The organism is Kitasatospora sp. NPDC049258, from assembly GCF_040678895.1.
GTDB lineage: Bacteria > Actinomycetota > Actinomycetes > Streptomycetales > Streptomycetaceae > Kitasatospora.
The window spans coordinates 24206-41945 of the sequence record NZ_JBFAQT010000051.1 but is presented as its reverse complement, the minus strand read 5'-3'; the positions used below and the strand labels follow the sequence as shown (position 1 = coordinate 41945).

Genomic DNA, 17740 nt, shown 5'->3' with positions numbered 1-17740 from the left:
GACCGATGTCGGATGACAGATGGTGAAATCTGTCATCCGACATCGGTCCGACGGCCCCTGTCTACTGATTCTGCGTCAGCGGACGATCAGATCCGCTCAAGGACCTTCCCCAGCAGCGCGCCCATCCGCTCGGCCGAGGCCTTCCCGGCCTCCAGCACCTCGGCGTGGTTGAGCGGCTCGCCGGTCATGCCCGCGGCCAGGTTGGTGACCAGGGAGATGCCCAGCACCTCGGCGCCGGCCTCGCGGGCCGCGATGGCCTCCAGCGTGGTCGACATGCCGACCAGCTCGCCGCCGATCACCCGGGCCATGTGGACCTCGGCCGGGGTCTCGTAGTGCGGGCCGCGGAACTGCACGTACACGGCCTCGTCCAGGCTCGGGTCCACCTCGCGGCAGAGCTCGCGCAGCCGCTTGGAGTAGAGGTCCGTGAGGTCGACGAAGTTGGCGCCCACGATCGGCGAGTCCGCCGTCAGGTTGATGTGGTCGCTGATCAGCACCGGCTGACCGGGGACCCAGCCCTGGCGCAGGCCGCCGCAGCCGTTGGTCAGCACGACGGTCTTGCAGCCGGCCGCGGCGGCGGTGCGGACACCGTGCACCACGGTGGCCACGCCGTAGCCCTCGTAGTAGTGGTTGCGGCCGAGGAAGATCAGCGCGCGCTTCTCGCCGGAACCCTCGCCGCCCGGGATGCGGACCGAGCGGATCTTGCCGGCGTGGCCGGCCACCGAGGGGGCGGGGAAACCGGGGAGGTCGGTGACCGGGAACTCGGCCACGGTCTCACCCAGCGCGTCGGCGGCCGGCACCCAGCCGGAGCCCATCACCAGGGCGACGTCGTGGCGCTCGGCACCGGTCAGCTCGCGCAGGCGCTCGGCGGCGTCCTGGGCGGCGGCGTAGGGGTCGGCGGAGACGACCGACTGAGGAGATACGTTCACACGGCCGAGAATAGTCGCCATTCGCCTACGCGCGTAGACCAACGCGCCAAGGCTTGCCGGATTGTTACCCGGTTGACCCGAAACAACAGGTCGGGGCCGGAATGCGCCGCCTGCGCCTGTAGCAATCTCCCACCCCGGCCGGCGCCGGCCGGGCCAGGGTCAGCAGGGACGGCGCCGCAGGTCCGACACGTAGTCGTCGGGGGCGCCGGCGCTCTCGGCCGCGTCCGCGACCAGCCCCAGGTAGCGCGCGGCGGGCAGCCCGCCCTCGTAGTCGTTCAGCACGTACGTCCAGACCGGCACCTCGCCGTCCAGGGTCTGCGCGCGCAGCCGGACCTTGCGGTAGATGCCGAGCTGGACGCCCTCCCAGCGGTCGAGGCCCTCCTCGTCCATCGGCGCCACGTCGTAGAGCGAGACGAAGACCTGGTCCTTCTCGTCCTCCACCACGGTGGCCAGCGAGCCCTCCCAGCCGAGGTGCTCGCCGCCGAAGGTGAGCCGCCATCCGGTCAGCCAACCGGTGCCGCGCAGCGGGGAGTGCGGGGCGCGCCGGCTCATCTGTCGGGCATCGAGATTCGTGGCGTACGCGGCGTAGAGCGACATGCCGTCAGCCTACGGGAGATCGCCCCGCGCTCCGGGCCGGGGAGTGTTCACCGTCACATCCGCGGCAGGCCGGGTGGAATCAACGCCCCCGGCGTGGCGCAGGTTCCGGCATGCAGGACAATGGAGCACGTGACTCGGATCGTGATCATCGGTGGCGGACCCGGCGGATACGAGGCGGCCCTGGTGGCCGCCCAGCTCGGCGCGGAGGTGACCGTCGTCGACCGCGACGGTCTGGGCGGATCGGCGGTGCTCACGGACTGCGTCCCGTCCAAGACGCTGATCGCCACGGCCGAGGTGATGACCACCTTCGACAGCTCCTACGAGGAGCTGGGCATCATCGTGGCCGACGACACCCCGCCGCTGGAGCGCGCGGCCCGGGTGGTCGGCGTCGACCTGGGCAAGGTCAACCGACGGGTGAAGCGGCTGGCGATCGCGCAGTCCCACGACATCACCCAGGCGGTCACCCGGGCCGGGGTCACGGTGCTGCGCGGCAAGGGCCGGCTCGGCCCCGACGGCCAGGGCGTGGACGGCTCCCGCGAGGTGCTGGTCGACCGCGAGGACGGCAGCACCGAGGCGCTGCGCGCGGACGCGGTGCTGATCGCCACCGGCGTGCACCCGCGCGAGCTGCCGGACGCGCAGCCGGACGGCGAGCGGATCCTCACCTGGACCCAGGTCTACGACCTGGAGGAGCTGCCCCGGGAGCTGATCGTGGTCGGCTCCGGTGTCACCGGCGCCGAGTTCGCCGGCGCGTACCAGGCGCTCGGCTCCAAGGTCACCCTGGTCTCCTCGCGCGACCGGGTGCTGCCCGGCGAGGACCCGGACGCCGCCGAGGTGCTGGAGGAGGTCTTCCGCCGCCGCGGCATGAACGTGATGGGCCGCTCCCGGGCGGAGACGGTGAAGCGGGTCACCGCGCGGACCGAGGGCGCGGACGGCTCCGCCGCGGACGAGGCGGACCACGTCGAGGTCACCCTCGCCGACGGCCGGGTGATCACCGGCACGCACTGCCTGATGGCGGTCGGCTCGATCCCCAACACGGCCGGCATGGGCCTGGAGGAGGCGGGCGTCAAGCTCAACGACTGGGGCCAGATCAAGGTCGACCGGGTCTCCCGGACCACCGCCCCCGGCGTGTACGCCGCGGGCGACTGCACCGGCGTCTTCATGCTCGCCTCGGTCGCCGCCATGCAGGGCCGGATCGCGATGTACCACGTGCTCGGCGACGCGGTGCAGCCGCTCAACCTCAAGACCGTGGCCTCCAACGTCTTCACCGACCCGGAGATCGCCACCGTCGGCTACACCGCCGCCGATGTCTCCTGCGGCACGATGGACGCGGTCGAGGTCAAGCTCCCGCTGCGGGGCAACCCGCGGGCCAAGATGCAGGGCATCCGGGACGGCTTCGTGAAGCTGTTCTGCCGCCCCGGCACCGGCATCGTGGTCGGTGGTGTGGTGGTCTCCCCGCGGGCCAGCGAGCTGATTCACTCGATCTCGCTCGCGGTGGACAACAACTTGACGGTCGAACAGGTGGCCAGCGCGTTCACGGTCTACCCGTCGCTCTCCGGCTCCACCGCCGAGGCCGCCCGGCAGCTGCACATCCGCAAGCGCGAGAACACGGACTCCTGATCCACGCAGCCCAGTTGAGGCGGTCGCCGGTGGCGGCCGCCTCCGCCGTTCCCGGTCGGCCCCACCCGCGCGGTGGAGCGCGTGAGCCGGCGGACAGCGGCGCGCATTGTACGGTCGCGCGCTGGGCCGAGGTGAGCATTTCCCGCTACCAGCTGCAAACGCCTGAAAGCAGACGGTCATTCAGTTACCGTCGGTTCTGTGTTTGCAGCAGAACGTCGCCAGTTGATCCTTGAGATGGTGCGCGCCAACGGAGCAGTCTCGCTCCGGGAGTTGGCCCGCGTCGTCCAGACCTCCGAAGTCACCGTCCGTCGGGACGTCCGGGCGCTGGAGGCCGAAGGGCTGCTCGACCGCCGGCACGGCGGCGCGGTGCTCCCCGGCGGCTTCAGCCGGGAGCCCGGCTATCCACAGAAGACCCATCTCGCCGCCGCCGAGAAGAGCGCCATCGCCGACCTGGCCGCCGGCCTGGTCGAGGAGGGCGACGCGGTGGTGGTCGGCGCCGGCACCACCACGCAGGAGCTGGCCCGCCGGCTGGCCCGGGTGCCGGGCCTGACGGTGGTCACCAACTCCCTGCTGGTCGCCCAGGCGCTCGCGCACGCCAACCGGGTGGAGGTGGTGATGACCGGTGGCACCCTGCGGGGCTCCAACTACGCCCTGGTGGGTAGTGGGGCCGAGCAGTCCCTGCACGGGCTGCGGGTCTCCAAGGCCTTCATCTCCGGCAGCGGCCTCACCGCCGAGCGCGGCCTGTCCACCACCAACATGCTCTCCGCCAGCGTGGACCGCGCCCTGGTCCAGGCCGCCGCCGAGGTGATCGTGCTGGCGGACCACACCAAGCTCGGGGCCGACACCATGTTCCAGACGGTGCCGACCGAGGCGATCACCCATCTGGTCACGGACGAGCAGTCCGCCGCCGAGGACGCCACCGCCTGCGAGCTGGGCGCGCTGGCCGACTGCGGGGTGCGGATCTCGGTCGCCCCGATGGGCCTGCCGGCCGAGTCGACGGCGCACGGCGGGCCTGAGCGGCACCAGCCGCTGACGGCCGGCCCCGCGGTGCCGCGGCGGGTCGCCCCGCCGCCCGGCGGAGCCCCGCTGCCGGGCCAGCGCCGCCCCGGCGCGCACAGCGGCCCGCCGGGCCAGCTGCCCACCCGCCTCGCCGAACTGGGTGGGCCCCGGGTCCGCTAGCGCCTGCCGCGGCCCGGGGCCCACCCGGGGCGGGGTGGCCGTCAGGAGGTGCCGGCAGCCTCCGCGGCCAGGGCCCGGCCGGCCCGGCGCCGCTGCACGATCGGCGCCGCGGCCAGCACGATGGCCGCGGCCACCAGGGACAGGTACATCTGCACCCGGCCGTCCGGGTCGGTGAACATGTAGACCACCACGAAGCCGATCAGGCCGATGGTGGCCCAGGTCAGGTACGGGTAGAGCCACATCCGCACGGTCAGCCGCTCGGGCGACTCACGCTCGATGATCTTGCGCATCCGCAGCTGGGAGAAGCAGATCACCAGCCAGACGAACAGTGCCACCGCGCCCGAGGAGTTCAGCAGGAACTGGAACACCGTGTTCGGCGAGGTGTAGTTGAAGAACACCGCGACGAAGCCGAAGACCACCGAGGAGAGGATCGCCACGGTCGGCACGCCCCGGCTGCTCACCTTGGCGAAGGCGGCCGGCGCGTCGCCCCGGCGGCCGAGCGAGAAGGCCATCCGGGAGGCCGTGTACAGGCCCGAGTTGAGGCAGGACAGCACGGCCGTCAGCACGATGACGTCCATCACCCGGCCCGCACCGGGGATGCCCACGTGCTCCAGCACGGCCACGTACGGGCTGCCCTTGACGGCGGTCGAGTCCCACGGCAGCAGGGTGACCACGATCGCGATCGAGCCCAGGTAGAAGATCCCGATCCGCCAGATCACGCTGTTGGTGGCCTTGCTGACGGCGCGCTCGGGGTCGGCCGACTCGCCCGCGGCGAGGGTGACGATCTCGCTGCCCATGAAGGCGAAGACCACCGTCAGCATGCCGGTGAAGACCGCGCCCACGCCGTGCGGAAGGAAGCCGCCGTGGCCGACCAGGTTGGTGGTGCCCACCGCGTCCGTCCCGGGCAGCAGGCCGAAGACGGCCAGCACGCCGATCACGATGAAGGCGGCGATCGCGACCACCTTGATGCCGGCGAACCAGAACTCGAACTCGCCGTAGGAGGCGACCGAGAACAGGTTGGTGGCGGTCAGCACCGCCATCACCAGCAGGGCGAAGGCCCACTGCGGGACGCCGGGCACCCAGCTGTTGAGGATCTTCGCGCCGGCGGTGGCCTCCACGGCCAGCACCACCACCCAGAAGAACCAGTAGAGCCACCCGATCGAGAACCCGGCCCAGCGGCCCAGCGCCCGGTCCGCGTAAGCGGAGAAGGAGCCGCTCTGCGGGTCGGCCGCGGCCATCTCGCCGAGCATCCGCATGACCATCACGACCAGCACCCCGGCCAGGGCGTACGAGAGCAGGATGCCGGGGCCGGTGGCGGCGATGCCCGCGCCGGAGCCGACGAAGAGGCCGGCGCCGATCACGCCGCCGATGGCGATCATCGACAGGTGGCGGTTCTTGAGTCCGGCCTGCAGGTTGCCGTCGGCGGCCGCGGGGCCGGTCCCGGTGCGCTGGGTGGTGTCCGCGCTCATGAGGAGGTACTGCCTTTCCCGCGCGAGCCCGGACCCTCGGCCACTGCTGCCGGAGGGATGTGGGGACGGAATCACGCGATTCGGGCAAACTAGCGCCTACGTCCGGGTATCGGAATCCCCATCACCGAATACCGACGAGTACCACGCACTCGTCACACCGATGAGTCGATGTCGTGACCTCGTCAGCCGCTGCCGGAAAAGGAAACCGGTCCGCGCGCCCCCCGAGGGCACACGGACCGGTTCCCGGACCGGATCCGGCGTCAGTCCTTGATCTCGCAGAGCGCGGCGCCGCTGCTGACGCTCGCGCCGACCTCCGCCTTGAGACCCACGATGGTGCCGGCCTTGTGCGCGTTGAGCGGCTGCTCCATCTTCATCGCCTCCAGGACGACGATCAGCTCGCCCTCGGCGACGGTCTGGCCCTCCGTCACGGCGACCTTGACGATGGTGCCCTGCATGGGTGAGGCCAGGGTGTCACCGCTGACCGCGGACCCGGCCTTCTTGGCGCCCGCGCGGCGCTTGGTCTTGGCCGCGCCCGCGCCGGCCGCCGGGGCGGTGGAGACGCCCAGCGAGGAGGGCAGCGAGACCTCGATCCGCTTGCCGCCGACCTCGACCACCACGGTCTCCCGCTGGTCCGCCTCCTCGGCGTCCGGCCCCGCGCCGGTGAAGGCCGGGATGGTGTTGTCGAACTCGGTCTCGATCCAGCGGGTGAAGACCGTGAAGGCCTCGTCGCTGCCGTGCAGCTCCGGCGCGAACGCCGGGTCGGTGACGACCGCCTGGTGGAACGGGATGGCGGTGGCCATGCCCTCCACCTTGAACTCCGCCAGCGCGCGGGCCGCGCGCTGGAGCGCCTGCTTGCGGCTGGCGCCGGTGACGATCAGCTTGGCCAGCAGCGAGTCCCAGGCCGGGCCGATCACCGAGCCGCTCTCCACGCCCGCGTCCAGCCGGACACCGGGGCCGGACGGCGGCGCGAACAGCGTCACCGTGCCGGGGGCCGGCAGGAAGTTGCGGCCCGGGTCCTCGCCGTTGATCCGGAACTCGATCGAGTGACCGCGGACCTCCGGGTCGTCGTAGCCGAGCTCCTCGCCGTCCGCGATCCGGAACATCTCGCGGACCAGGTCGAGGCCGGTGACCTCCTCGGAGACCGGGTGCTCGACCTGGAGCCGGGTGTTGACCTCCAGGAAGGAGATCAGCCCGTCCTGGGAGACCAGGAACTCGCAGGTGCCGGCGCCGACGTAGCCGGCCTCGCGCAGGATCGCCTTGGACGCCCGGTACAGCTCGGCGTTCTGCTCGGCGGTGAGGAACGGCGCGGGCGCCTCCTCGACCAGCTTCTGGTGGCGGCGCTGCAGCGAGCAGTCACGGGTGGAGACGACCACCACGTTGCCGTGCTGGTCGGCCAGGCACTGGGTCTCCACGTGCCGCGGGTTGTCCAGGTACTGCTCGACGAAGCACTCGCCGCGGCCGAAGGCGGCGACCGCCTCGCGGACCGCCGACTCGAACAGCTCCGGGATCTCCTCCAGGGTGCGGGCGACCTTGAGGCCGCGACCGCCACCGCCGAAGGCCGCCTTGATGGCGACCGGAAGGCCGTGCTCGGAGGCGAACGCGACCACCTCGTCGGCCCCGGCCACCGGGTCCGGGGTGCCCGCGACCAGCGGCGCGCCGGCCCGCTGGGCGACGTGCCGGGCGGTGACCTTGTCGCCGAGGTCCCGGATGGCCTGCGGGGGCGGGCCGATCCAGGTCAGCCCGGCGTCGAGGACGGCCTGGGCGAACTCGGCGTTCTCGGACAGGAAGCCGTAGCCCGGGTGGACGGCGTCCGCCCCCGAGTCCGCGGCGGCCTTGAGGACCTTGGCGATGTCCAGGTAGCTGGTGGCCGGGGTGTCGCCGCCGAGCGCGTAGGCCTCGTCGGCCGCGCGGACGTGCAGCGCGTCCCGGTCCGGCTCGGCGTACACGGCGACGCTGGCGATACCGGAGTCCCGGCAGGCCCGGGCGACCCGGACGGCGATTTCTCCGCGGTTGGCGATGAGCACCTTGCGCACTGTGGCTCCCTTCTTGAACCTCGTTGAGTCTAGGGATTGCGGGGTCGTACCGGCGAGTAGCCCCAGGTGGTGAGCTAGCCCACGCGGAGCGTGACGCACGCCCGTGATCATCCGGTCACGGAGCGGGACACCTCGCTGGTGGTGACGTTACGCGCGCCCGTAGAGCCGGGCCCGCGGGCGGCTGGAGCCGCGCGGTCGGGGGTGTGGTCTTGGCCACATGAGGGTCGGTCAGGCGGCCACCGGGGCCGTCCGGGTGGTGGCCGCCGCGGTCACGTCGGCGGCGAGTTCGACCACGTCGGGGCCGTACGCCCGGGCGTTGACCACCCGCAGGACGAGCGCGAAGGTGCCGTCCACCCCGTGCCGGCGGGACAGCGCGCGGTGGTTGGCCACCAGGTGTCGCACCGCCGCGTGGTTCGAGGTCGCGGTCTGGCCGGCGATCAGGAACACCGGGCGGCTGCCCGGCCGCGGGTGCAGCCGGGCCAGCAGGACGTAGGTCTGCCCCTCCGGCGCGGCGTCCGGGTGCACGTACGCGAACTCCTGCTCGCCCACCTTGATGGTGGTGTCGCCGTACGGCCCGTCCGGGTTCTGTATCGCGAAGTCGACGCCCGGCAGCCAGGAGGCCAGGTGGGCCGCGGTGCGGGCATTGCTGGCCGGGCCGCCGAGGCAGAACTCCGCCTTGTTGCCGAGCCCCTGCCGGACCTGGTCGTGCACCACGATCTCGGCCTGCGCGCCGCACTCCTTCACCAGCGCCGACAGCTCCATCAGCGCGTACACGTCGTGGCGCGACACGCTCTTGGAACTCTCGGACGCGGCATGGTGGTTGACCACGAGCAGGCACTCGGTGCCGGCGGGCATCCCGAAGAACGCCCGGATCCGCCCGAGTCGCCGCCGACGGCGCAGGGACTGCGCGAGCCAGCCGAGACCTGCGCTGATGGCGCTGGCCACCAGGCCGAGCACCACGTTCAGCACGCTGTCGGTCATCCCCGGGCCTCCTTTCCGGTCGGACGGCTGCGCCAGCCTAGCGGCGCGGGCGGGCCCGGGGCGGTGGGTCACTGCGACAGATGTACGCGGCCGGTTCTGTCCGGATCCGCAACGGCGAATCGGAGCGGAGTGCTCCGGATCGGTCGCGCCTCAACCGTAATGGTCCAGACCATTGACGCTCCATGGGCCCGGTCCCTAGCGTGCGGCGCACGGCCCGCAGGTGGCCGTGACGGCTGATTCACGGGGGAGTCATGAGGCGGATCACCTGGTCCACGGCGGGCCCGGCGGCGCTCGCGCTGCTGCTCGTCGGGTGCGGATCGAGCGGCGGGAAGGAGGTGGCCCGGCCCGTGCCGAGCGCCACGGTGGCCACCTACGGGTGCCTGACGAAGGAGCAGGGCGCCAAGGGCGCGATCACCGTACCGAGTGACGTCAGCAGTGTGGACGGGTACTTCCGGGACTCCGACGCGGGCGGCGCGAAGGTCGCGATCGTGTTCTCCCACCAGAACGGCGGCAGCCTCTGCGACTGGCTGCCCTACCTGGACGGTTTCACCCGGGCCGGGTACGCCGTGCTGCCGTTCACCGCCAACGGTGACGTCGCCACCGGCATCGAGTCGGTCGCCGGTTACCTGAAGACCAAGGGCGCCACCCGGCTGGTGCTGATCGGTGCCTCCAAAGGCGGCACCGGCTCGCTGGTGGCCGGCGCGCTCCCCGGCCTGGCGGTGCCGGTGGCCGCGGTGGTCTCGCTGAGCGGCCCGGAGTCGTTCGGCGCGGACAACGCGGCCACCGCGGTCAAGCGGCTCACGGTGCCGGTGTTCTTCGCCGTGGAGGAGCACGACGGGGCGTTCCCGGCCGACGCGCGGAGCCTGCACGCGGCGGCGGTCTCGGCCGACAAGCAGCTCAAGGTCTACCCGGGCGGCAACCACGGCGCCTCGCTGCTCAAGGACGGCGCGCTGCCCGACGTCGAGGCGTTCCTCGCCCGGTACGCGCCGCCGGCCGGCTGACCGCGCCACCTGGGCGGACCTGCCGGGCGCGCCGGCTGCCCATGCCGGGCGGCCGGCGGCTCCCGGGCTCAGACCCAGAGGTCGGTGATCCGCACGTCGAGCTCGGCGAGCAGCCGGCGCAGCAGCGGCAGCGACAGGCCGATCACATTGCCCGGGTCGCCGTCGATGCCCTCGACGAACGGCGCCGAGCGGCCGTCCAGGGTGAACGCGCCGGCCACGTGCAGCGGTTCGCCGCTGGCGATGTAGGCGGCGATCTCGGCGTCGTCCGGGGTGCCGAACCGCACCGTGGTGGAGGCGGTCGCCGAGACCTGCCGGCCGCTCGCGGTGTCGATCACGCAGTGGCCGGTCTGCAGCACGCCGGCCCGGCCGCGCATCGACTGCCAGCGCTGCAGCGCCTCGGCGGCGTCGGCGGGCTTGCCGAGCGCCTGCCCGTCCAGCTCCAGCACCGAGTCGCAGCCGATCACCAGCTCGCCGGCGGTCAGCCCGGCGGCGACCGCCTTGGCCTTGGCCTCGGCCAGCACCAGGGCGAGTTCGGCGGGGGTGGGGGCGCTGAGCGCGTCCTCGTCGACCCCGCTCACCTGCACCCGCGGGTCGAGGCCCGCCTGGCGCAGCAGCCCGAGCCGGGCGGGGGAGGCGGAGGCGAGTACCAGGGTGCGACGGTCGGTCATGCGGCCCAGCCTAGGGCCTGCCGGGCAGGGCCCGGGCCGTCACGGCACCCGCTGGTACATCAGCAGCAGGGCCGCCAGCACGGTGACGACGGCCAGCAGCAGGCCGGCCCGGCGCAGCATCCGCTGCGCCTGGCGGGCTTCGGGCGAGGGCTCGTCGCGAGGGTCTGACCAGAGCACATCATCAGCTTGCGCCGCGGGGCGGTCCGGCCGCCTGAGTACGGGTACTCAGGTCCGTCGCCGGTGGGGCCGGACTCCCGCACCGCGCAGGTCACCTGATGTGCCGACGGCGTGACGATTTGTCACGCGCAGGTGAATTCCTCGGCGCCGGGATTGCCGAGGTTTCTTAGCTTAGGCAAGCCTAAGTAAGCCCCGGCTCATCCCCCCGAACGAGGAGTCGTCCCATGCCGTTCGTCCCGCGCGAGGCCGTCGAGGCCGCCCGACCGCACGTCCTCGGCCTGTTCCGGATCGTGGTCTGCCTGCTCTTCGTCTGCCACGGCGCCGCCAAGCTCTTCGGCGTGCTCGGCGGTGTCGGGGACGGTGCCACGGTGGACACCTGGGCCTGGCCCGGCTTCTACGCCGGGCTGATCGAGCTGGTCGCGGGCGGCCTGGTGCTGGTCGGGCTGGGGGCCAGGGTGGCCGCGCTGCTGTGCTCCGGCTCGATGGCCTTCGCCTACTTCGACGTGCACCAGGAACAGGCGCTGTGGCCGATCCAGAACGGCGGCGAGAGCGCCGCGCTGTTCTCCTGGGTCTTCCTGCTGATCGCCTTCGCCGGGCCGGGCAGTTTCGCGCTGGGCGCGGTGCTGACCCGGCGGGCCCAGGCCCCCGCCGCGGCCGACGAGCTGGTCACGGCCGAGGTCTGAGCCCCGGACGGGCCGAAGGCCCCCTGCCGGGGGCCTTCGGTCGGTCAGTGCGCCCAGCCGGAGGTGCGCCAGGCGTGCGCGCCGGGGCGCAGCGCCGGGCGTACCCGCCGGGCGTGGTCACGCCACGGGGAGGCCGGGCCGTCCGTCCGGCGGGCTGCCTCTGCGGCAGCCTGCGCGGCGGCGGCCCGGGCTGAGACCACCGCCAGGACGGTGGCCAGCTCCTCGGGGGTCGGCTGCCCGTGCAGCACATGGATCGGGGGCATGGGTCCATCCTCTCCCTTCGGGGGCTACAGCGGAATGTTGCCGTGCTTCTTGGGCGGCAGGGTCTCGCGCTTGCCGCGCAGCGCCCGCAGCCCGCGCACGATGTGCCGCCGGGTCTCGCTCGGCGCGATCACGGCGTCCACGTAGCCGCGCTCGGCGGCCAGGTACGGGTTGAGCAGGGTGTCCTCGTACGAGGCCAGCAGCTCGGCCCGCTTGGCCTCGACGTCCTCGGCCGCGGCGATCTCGCGCCGGTGCAGGATGTTGACCGCGCCCTGCGCGCCCATCACCGCGATCTGCGCGGTCGGCCAGGCCAGGTTGAGGTCGGCGCCCAGGTGCTTGGAGCCCATCACGTCGTAGGCCCCGCCGAAGGCCTTGCGGGTGATCACGGTGATCAGCGGCACGGTGGCCTCGGCGTAGGCGTAGATCAGCTTGGCGCCGCGCCGGATGATGCCGTCCCACTCCTGGCCGGTGCCGGGCAGGAAGCCGGGCACGTCGACGAAGGTCAGCACCGGGATGTTGAAGGCGTCGCAGGTGCGCACGAACCGGGCGGCCTTCTCGCTGGCGGCGATGTCCAGGCAGCCGGCCAGGTTCATCGGCTGGTTGCCGACGATGCCCACCGGGTGGCCCTCGACCCGGCCGAAGCCGGTCAGGATGTTGCCCGCGTACAGCCCCTGGACCTCCAGGAACTCGCCGTCGTCCAGGATGTGCTCGATCACGGTGTGCATGTCGTAAGGCTGGTTCGCCGAGTCGGGCACCAGGGTGTCGAGCTCCAGGTCCTCCTGGGAGACGGCCAGGTCGGCCTGCTCGGGGAGCACCGGCGGGTCCGAGAGGTTGTTGGAGGGCAGGTACGACAGCAGGTTCTTGACGTACTCGATCGCCTCCTTCTCGTCGGCGGCCAGGTAGTGCGCGTTGCCGGACTTGGTGTTGTGGGTCCGGGCGCCGCCCAGCTCCTCCATGCCGACGTCCTCGCCGGTGACGGTCTTGATCACGTCCGGCCCGGTGATGAACATGTGCGAGGTCTGGTCCGCCATCACCACGAAGTCGGTGACGGCGGGGGAGTAGACCGCGCCGCCCGCGCAGGGGCCCATGATCAGCGAGATCTGCGGGATCACGCCCGAGGCGTGCACGTTGCGGCGGAAGATCTCGCCGTACAGGCCGAGCGAGACCACGCCCTCCTGGATCCGCGCGCCGCCGGAGTCGTTGATGCCGATCATCGGGCAGCCGGTCTTCAGCGCGAAGTCCATCACCTTGACGATCTTCTCGCCGAACACCTCGCCGAGCGAGCCGCCGAAGACCGTGAAGTCCTGGGCGAAGACCGCCACCTGGCGGCCGTCCACGGTGCCGTAGCCGGTCACCACGCCGTCGCCGTACGGCCGGTTCTTCTCCTGGCCGAAGTTGGTGGAGCGGTGCCGGGCGAACTCGTCGAACTCCACGAAGGAGTCCTCGTCCAGCAGCTCGACGATCCGCTCACGGGCCGTCAGCTTGCCCTTGGCGTGCTGCTTCTCGACGGCGGCGGCGGAGCCCGAGTGCACCGCCTCGTCCAGCTTGCGCCGCAGGTCCGCCAGCTTGCCGGCGGTGGTGTGCGGGTCGTACGGGGCCTCGGTCATCCGGTGGCTCTCCCTGGTCCATGGGCCGCGGCCTGACGCAGGGGTGGGATTCCGGGCAGGGCGGCGCTGCGAACTACCGTTGAGTAGCGTAGCCAGCGCCGGGCCGTTCCGGTTATGGCAGGCGACACAGTGTGTCCGGCGCCGTTCTGCGCGATGATGGGGCGGCTTACGGCCGGGTGCCGCCGCCGGGCCCGACGCGCGCCCCGCCGCCTCGGCGGTCGGCTGACACCGCGTCGGTACGCTGGGCCGGTGACCGAGCCCACCGCGCCCACCGGCCCCACCCCTCCCCGCCGCAGCGGACTGCGTGGCTTCGGCCACGACGGCCCCTCGCCGTGGACCGACCTCGACCGCCCGCCGCTGGACGCCGCCGTGCTGCGCCGCGACCTGGTGGTGCCGGGCGGGCTGTGGACCTCCCTCGACGTGGTCACCGACACCGGCTCGACCAACAGCGACCTGTCCGCCCGGGCAAAGCTGGGGGCCCCGGAGGGCACCGTGCTGATCGCCGAGGAGCAGACCGCGGGGCGCGGCCGGCTGGACCGGCAGTGGTCCGCCCCCGCCCGCTCCGGCCTCTTCCTCTCCGTCCTGCTGCGGCCCACCGGGGTGCCGGTCGAGCGCTACGGCTGGCTGCCGATCCTGACCGGCGTGGCGGCCGCCGCGGTGCTGGCCCGGGTGGCCGAGGTCGAGACCTCCCTGAAGTGGCCCAACGACCTGCTGGTGACCGTGGACGGTGCCGAGCGCAAGGTCGGCGGCATCCTGGCCGAGCTGGCCGACGGCGCGGTGGTGGTCGGCCTCGGCGTCAACGTCTCGCTCCGCGCGGCCGAGCTGCCGGTGCCGGCCGCCGCCTCGCTGGCGCTGGCCGGGGGCGCCGTCACCGACCGGCAGACCCTGCTGCGGGCGCTGCTGCGCGAGTTCGCCGAGCTGTACCGGGGGTGGACGGCCGCGGCGGGCGACCCGCACGCCAGCGGCCTGCTGCCGGCCTACACCGCGCTGTGCGGCACCCTCGGGCGGCCGGTCCTGGTGCAGCTGCCGGGCGAGCGCGAGCTGCGCGGCGAAGCGGTGGCGGTGGACGGTGACGGCCGCCTGGTGGTGCGCACCGAGGACGGTGCCCGCCACCCGGTGGCGGCCGGCGACGTGGTGCACGTCCGCCCGCAGCCGTCCTGACCGGCTGACCACCGGGGACGCGCCCGGTGGCCGGGCCGTCGGTACAGCTCAGGAGACATGCCCTGCAATTCCGTGCGAACATTCCACCTGGCAGCGGTGTGAGGCGCGCCACTACCCGAGGGGTGGTCGCGCGCCATCGGACAGGCAGGACATGAGGCAAGTGCGGCGACCGCACGGGGACGGATCGGTGGCAGACGAGAGCGGCGGCGGTGGCGAGCACGAGGACGACGACGACCTGACGGTCGCGCTCGACCTGGAGCGGCTGATCCTGGACGCGCCCCGCCGCTACACCCCGTACCAGGCGGCCCGCGCCGCCGACGTGCCGATGGAGCTCGCCACCCGCTTCTGGCGGGCGATGGGCTTCCCCGACATCGGCCAGTCCCGGGCCCTCACCGACAACGACGTGATCGCGCTGCGCCGGCTGGCCGGCCTGGTGGAGTCCGGCCTGCTGAGCGAGCCGATGGCGATCCAGGTCGCCCGCTCCACCGGGCAGACCACGGCCCGGCTGGCCGGCTGGCAGATGGACACCTTCCTGGAGAACCTCACCCAGGCCGTCGAACCAGGGATGACCCGGGCCGATGTGGCCTACCCGCTGGTCGAGCTGCTGCTGCCGGAGCTGGAGCAGTTCCTGGTCTACGTCTGGCGCCGGCAGCTGGCCGCCGTCACCGGCCGGGTGGTGCAGGCCGCCGAGGACACCGAGATGACCAGCGGGCGCCTGGCCGTCGGCTTCGCCGACCTGGTGGGCTTCACCCGACTCTCCCGCCGGCTGGAGGAGGAGGAGCTCGGCGAGCTGGTCGAGACCTTCGAGAACACCTGCTCCGACCTGATCGCCGGCCAGGGCGGCCGGGTGATCAAGACCCTGGGCGACGAGATCCTCTACGTCTCCGAGGACCCGGCCACCGCCGCCGAGATCGCGCTCAGCCTGGTCGAGACGCTGGCCAAGGAGGACATCATGCCCGCGCTGCGGGTCGGGATGGCCTTCGGCACCGTCACCTCCCGGATGGGCGACGTCTTCGGCACCACCGTCAACCTGGCCAGCCGGCTGACCTCCATCGCGCCGCGCGACGCGGTGCTGGTGGACGGGGAGATGGCCATCGCGCTGGAGCAGATCGGGGCCGCCCCGCCGGTCACCCAGGAGGGTGCCGCGGCGGACGGGCCCGCGCCCGCCGGGGAGCACCGCTTCCACCTGCAGCCGATGTGGCGCCGCCCGGTCCGCGGGCTGGGCCTGGTCGAGCCCTGGATGCTGGCCCGCCCCGGCCGCCTCGGCTGATCGCCGCCCCGCCCCGCCTCGGCTGATCGCCGTCCCGCCCCGTGTCGCCCTGCCCCGCCCTGCCGGCCCCGCTCCGGCGGGCAGGTGGAGAGCCTGGCCCGTTTGCCGGGATTGACCTTGACAAATCGGGCATAGCACTCATGAGCCGCCATAGTCTTGATCCAGGACTGGACCCGCGGCGAGGGACGAGGCGATCCGTGAGTGGCGAGGCGACCATGACCAACGGCTGTTCCCACCCCGAGCCCGCCCCTGACCTGCGGCTCCAGGCGGTGGTCGAACTGGCGCAGGACATGGCCGGGGCGCTCACCCCGCTGGAGGCGGTCCGCGCCGCCGCCGTGCGCGCCACCGGCGCGCTGTCGGCCACCATGGCCGCCGTCTCGGTCTGGGACCGCGAGTCGGGTCGGCTGCGGGTGCTGGTCAACCACGGCGAGCTGGCGGCGGGCGAGGAGGAGCTGCCCGAGGACGAGTCCTACCCGGTCGCGGACTTCCCGGAGATCGTCAGCTACCTGGAGGAGCACTGGACCACCGGCCGGCTGCCGCGCGCCTGGGTGCAGACCGCCGAGGACCACCCCCCGCACACCGCCGACCCGCATCCGGCGGCCGGTGCCTTCGGCCAGCAGCGGGCCGCCGGGCTGCGCCGCCGGGGGCGGGCCTGCTGCCTGGTGGCCCCGATCGTGCTGCACGGGCGGGCCTGGGGGGAGCTCTACCTCGCCCGTGCGGTCGGCCTGCCGGTGTTCACCGACGCCGACGCCGACTACGCCACCCTGCTGGCGGCCCAGATCTCGGCCGGTCTGGCCCAGACCGAGCGGGTCGCGGACCTGCGCCGGCTGGCCTTCACCGACGGCCTCACCGGGCTGGCCAACCGGCGCGCGGTGGACGCCCGGCTGGAGAGCGCGCTGAAGGCGCACAACCGCGACAACACCGTGGTCAGCCTGGTGGTCTGCGATGTCAACGGGCTCAAGCGGGTCAACGACGAGCTCGGGCACGAGATGGGCGACCGGCTGCTGGAGCGGTTCGCCCAGCAGCTCTCGCTCTCCGCCGCCCGGCTCCCCGGCAGCCTGGCCGCCCGGCTCGGCGGCGACGAGTTCTGCCTGCTCGCCGAGGGGCAGAAGGCCGACGAGGTGGTCGCCGTCGCCGAGGAGCTGTGCACCAGGGCACTGGAGCTGACCGAGGGCGAGGGGGTGGCCTGCGGGGTGGCCTCCACCGGCGACTCGATCGGCCCGGTCACCACCCCCGACCGGCTGTTCCGGCTGGCCGACGCCGCGCAGTACCGGGCCAAGGCGGCCCGGGCCGCCCACCCGGTGGTGGCCGGCCGCAGCCACGGGCCCGGGCTGGCCCCCGATCCGACCGTGCTGCTGGCCGACGCCGCCGATCCGCACCACCGCGCGGACGGCCGCAAGCCCGGCCAGAGCGGGCGGCTCGGCAACCACGACCGCCGCCGCTTCCGGGGCGCCGCGCACAGCGCCGATCCGGGCCAGCTGCTCGCCGCGGTGCTGGCCGCGCTGGACCAGGGCAGCGAGCGGCGCAGCAGCCACCCCGCCGACACCCTGGCCCGGCTGGCCACCGTGGCGGAGACCTCGGCCCGGCTGCTGAACGCGGTCGGCTGGTGGATCTCGTACGTACCGCCCGGCTCCCAGCTGATGCGGACCGCGCAGCACGCCGTCTACCGGATGACCAGCGGGCCCAGCGGCAACAAGGCGCAGACCCAGCGGGCCCAGATCGAGGCCCCGGACGCGGTCTTCGACCTCGGGCACTACCCGACCACCCTGCGTGCCGTGCGGGGTGGCGCGTTCGCGCTGCGGGCCGGTGCGACCGGCAACGACCCGGCCGAGGAGGCCGTGATGGTGGTCAGCGGCTACCGCGGCATGGTCGCGGCGGGCGGTGCCAACCCGGCGGGCGGCTGGCTGGTGGAGCTGTTCGCGGACGACTCCACCCTCCCGCTCGGCCAGGCCTCCTCGGCCCTGCGGGCCTTGGTCGCGGTCGCCCTCTCCGGCCCGGCCTCCCCACCCCCGGGCTGACCCCCGGTCTCCGGGTAGGGCCGATTCAACGCCGCCGGCGGAGCGTGCCGGTCGACGCGCCACCGGCCCCCCGCAGGGGGTGTCTCCGGCGA

At 73.2% G+C, this 17740-nt stretch carries 16 protein-coding genes; 7 read left to right on the top strand and 9 right to left on the bottom strand.

Features of this window, described 5'->3' with window-relative positions; all coding sequences use genetic code 11:
* Positions 1-86: 86 nt before the first annotated feature.
* Together AB0K43_RS28560 and AB0K43_RS28555 are read right to left on the bottom strand one after the other, a co-directional pair.
* Complete coding sequence (locus AB0K43_RS28560) at positions 87-947, bottom strand: purine-nucleoside phosphorylase (RefSeq protein WP_363644751.1); 861 nt, start codon at positions 945-947, stop codon at positions 87-89.
* Positions 948-1085: 138 nt separating this feature from the next.
* Complete coding sequence (locus tag AB0K43_RS28555) at positions 1086-1523, bottom strand: gamma-glutamylcyclotransferase (protein ID WP_363644749.1); 438 nt, start codon at positions 1521-1523, stop codon at positions 1086-1088.
* A 120-nt stretch (positions 1524-1643) separates the two neighbouring features.
* Here AB0K43_RS28555 and AB0K43_RS28550 point away from each other — a divergent pair, with 120 nt between their 5' ends.
* Positions 1644-3140, top strand: coding sequence for an NAD(P)H-quinone dehydrogenase (locus tag AB0K43_RS28550; protein ID WP_363644747.1), 1497 nt, complete (start codon positions 1644-1646; stop codon positions 3138-3140).
* A 198-nt stretch (positions 3141-3338) separates the two neighbouring features.
* Entirely contained in the window at positions 3339-4319 is a 981-nt protein-coding gene (locus tag AB0K43_RS28545) for a DeoR/GlpR family DNA-binding transcription regulator (RefSeq protein WP_363644745.1), read from the top strand.
* Positions 4320-4360: 41 nt separating this feature from the next.
* Here the strand turns inward: AB0K43_RS28545 and AB0K43_RS28540 are convergent, their stop codons facing one another.
* From AB0K43_RS28540 to AB0K43_RS28530, 3 genes are all read right to left on the bottom strand, one after another.
* On the bottom strand, positions 4361-5788 hold the full coding sequence (locus tag AB0K43_RS28540; RefSeq protein ID WP_363644743.1) for an amino acid permease: 1428 nt from the start codon (positions 5786-5788) through the stop codon (positions 4361-4363).
* A 260-nt stretch (positions 5789-6048) separates the two neighbouring features.
* Entirely contained in the window at positions 6049-7821 is a 1773-nt protein-coding gene (locus AB0K43_RS28535) for a biotin carboxylase N-terminal domain-containing protein (RefSeq protein ID WP_363644741.1), read from the bottom strand.
* Positions 7822-8049: 228 nt separating this feature from the next.
* Positions 8050-8802, bottom strand: a complete 753-nt coding sequence (locus AB0K43_RS28530; protein ID WP_363644739.1) for a hypothetical protein — start codon at positions 8800-8802, stop codon at positions 8050-8052.
* Between the two features lie 251 nt (positions 8803-9053).
* Here AB0K43_RS28530 and AB0K43_RS28525 point away from each other — a divergent pair, with 251 nt between their 5' ends.
* A complete protein-coding gene (locus AB0K43_RS28525) occupies positions 9054-9803 on the top strand; it encodes a hypothetical protein (protein WP_363644737.1) in 750 nt (249 codons plus the stop codon).
* Positions 9804-9871: 68 nt separating this feature from the next.
* Here the strand turns inward: AB0K43_RS28525 and AB0K43_RS28520 are convergent, their stop codons facing one another.
* Together AB0K43_RS28520 and AB0K43_RS28515 are read right to left on the bottom strand one after the other, a co-directional pair.
* The gene (locus tag AB0K43_RS28520) at positions 9872-10471 is read right to left on the bottom strand and encodes a nucleoside triphosphate pyrophosphatase (protein WP_363644735.1); all 600 of its coding nucleotides are present in this window, start codon (positions 10469-10471) and stop codon (positions 9872-9874) included.
* Positions 10472-10510: 39 nt separating this feature from the next.
* Entirely contained in the window at positions 10511-10648 is a 138-nt protein-coding gene (locus tag AB0K43_RS28515; RefSeq protein WP_363644733.1) for a hypothetical protein, read from the bottom strand.
* Between the two features lie 224 nt (positions 10649-10872).
* On the opposite strand from AB0K43_RS28515, the gene AB0K43_RS28510 reads away from it, so the two are divergent.
* Positions 10873-11331, top strand: a complete 459-nt coding sequence (locus tag AB0K43_RS28510) for a DoxX family protein (RefSeq protein WP_363644731.1) — start codon at positions 10873-10875, stop codon at positions 11329-11331.
* Between the two features lie 44 nt (positions 11332-11375).
* Here the strand turns inward: AB0K43_RS28510 and AB0K43_RS28505 are convergent, their stop codons facing one another.
* Together AB0K43_RS28505 and AB0K43_RS28500 are read right to left on the bottom strand one after the other, a co-directional pair.
* The gene (locus AB0K43_RS28505; protein WP_363644729.1) at positions 11376-11594 is read right to left on the bottom strand and encodes an acyl-CoA carboxylase subunit epsilon; all 219 of its coding nucleotides are present in this window, start codon (positions 11592-11594) and stop codon (positions 11376-11378) included.
* Positions 11595-11618: 24 nt separating this feature from the next.
* Entirely contained in the window at positions 11619-13199 is a 1581-nt protein-coding gene (locus tag AB0K43_RS28500) for an acyl-CoA carboxylase subunit beta (protein WP_363644727.1), read from the bottom strand.
* A gap of 300 nt (positions 13200-13499) precedes the next feature.
* Here AB0K43_RS28500 and AB0K43_RS28495 point away from each other — a divergent pair, with 300 nt between their 5' ends.
* From AB0K43_RS28495 to AB0K43_RS28485, 3 genes are all read left to right on the top strand, one after another.
* On the top strand, positions 13500-14360 hold the full coding sequence (locus tag AB0K43_RS28495) for a biotin--[acetyl-CoA-carboxylase] ligase (protein ID WP_363644757.1): 861 nt from the start codon (positions 13500-13502) through the stop codon (positions 14358-14360).
* A 187-nt stretch (positions 14361-14547) separates the two neighbouring features.
* Positions 14548-15630 (top strand): adenylate/guanylate cyclase domain-containing protein, encoded by a 1083-nt coding sequence (locus tag AB0K43_RS28490; RefSeq protein WP_363644725.1) that lies wholly within the window; start codon positions 14548-14550, stop codon positions 15628-15630.
* A gap of 197 nt (positions 15631-15827) precedes the next feature.
* Positions 15828-17648: a sensor domain-containing diguanylate cyclase gene (locus AB0K43_RS28485; RefSeq protein WP_363644723.1), complete on the top strand. Its 1821-nt coding sequence runs from the start codon at positions 15828-15830 to the stop codon at positions 17646-17648.
* Positions 17649-17740 lie beyond the last annotated feature (92 nt).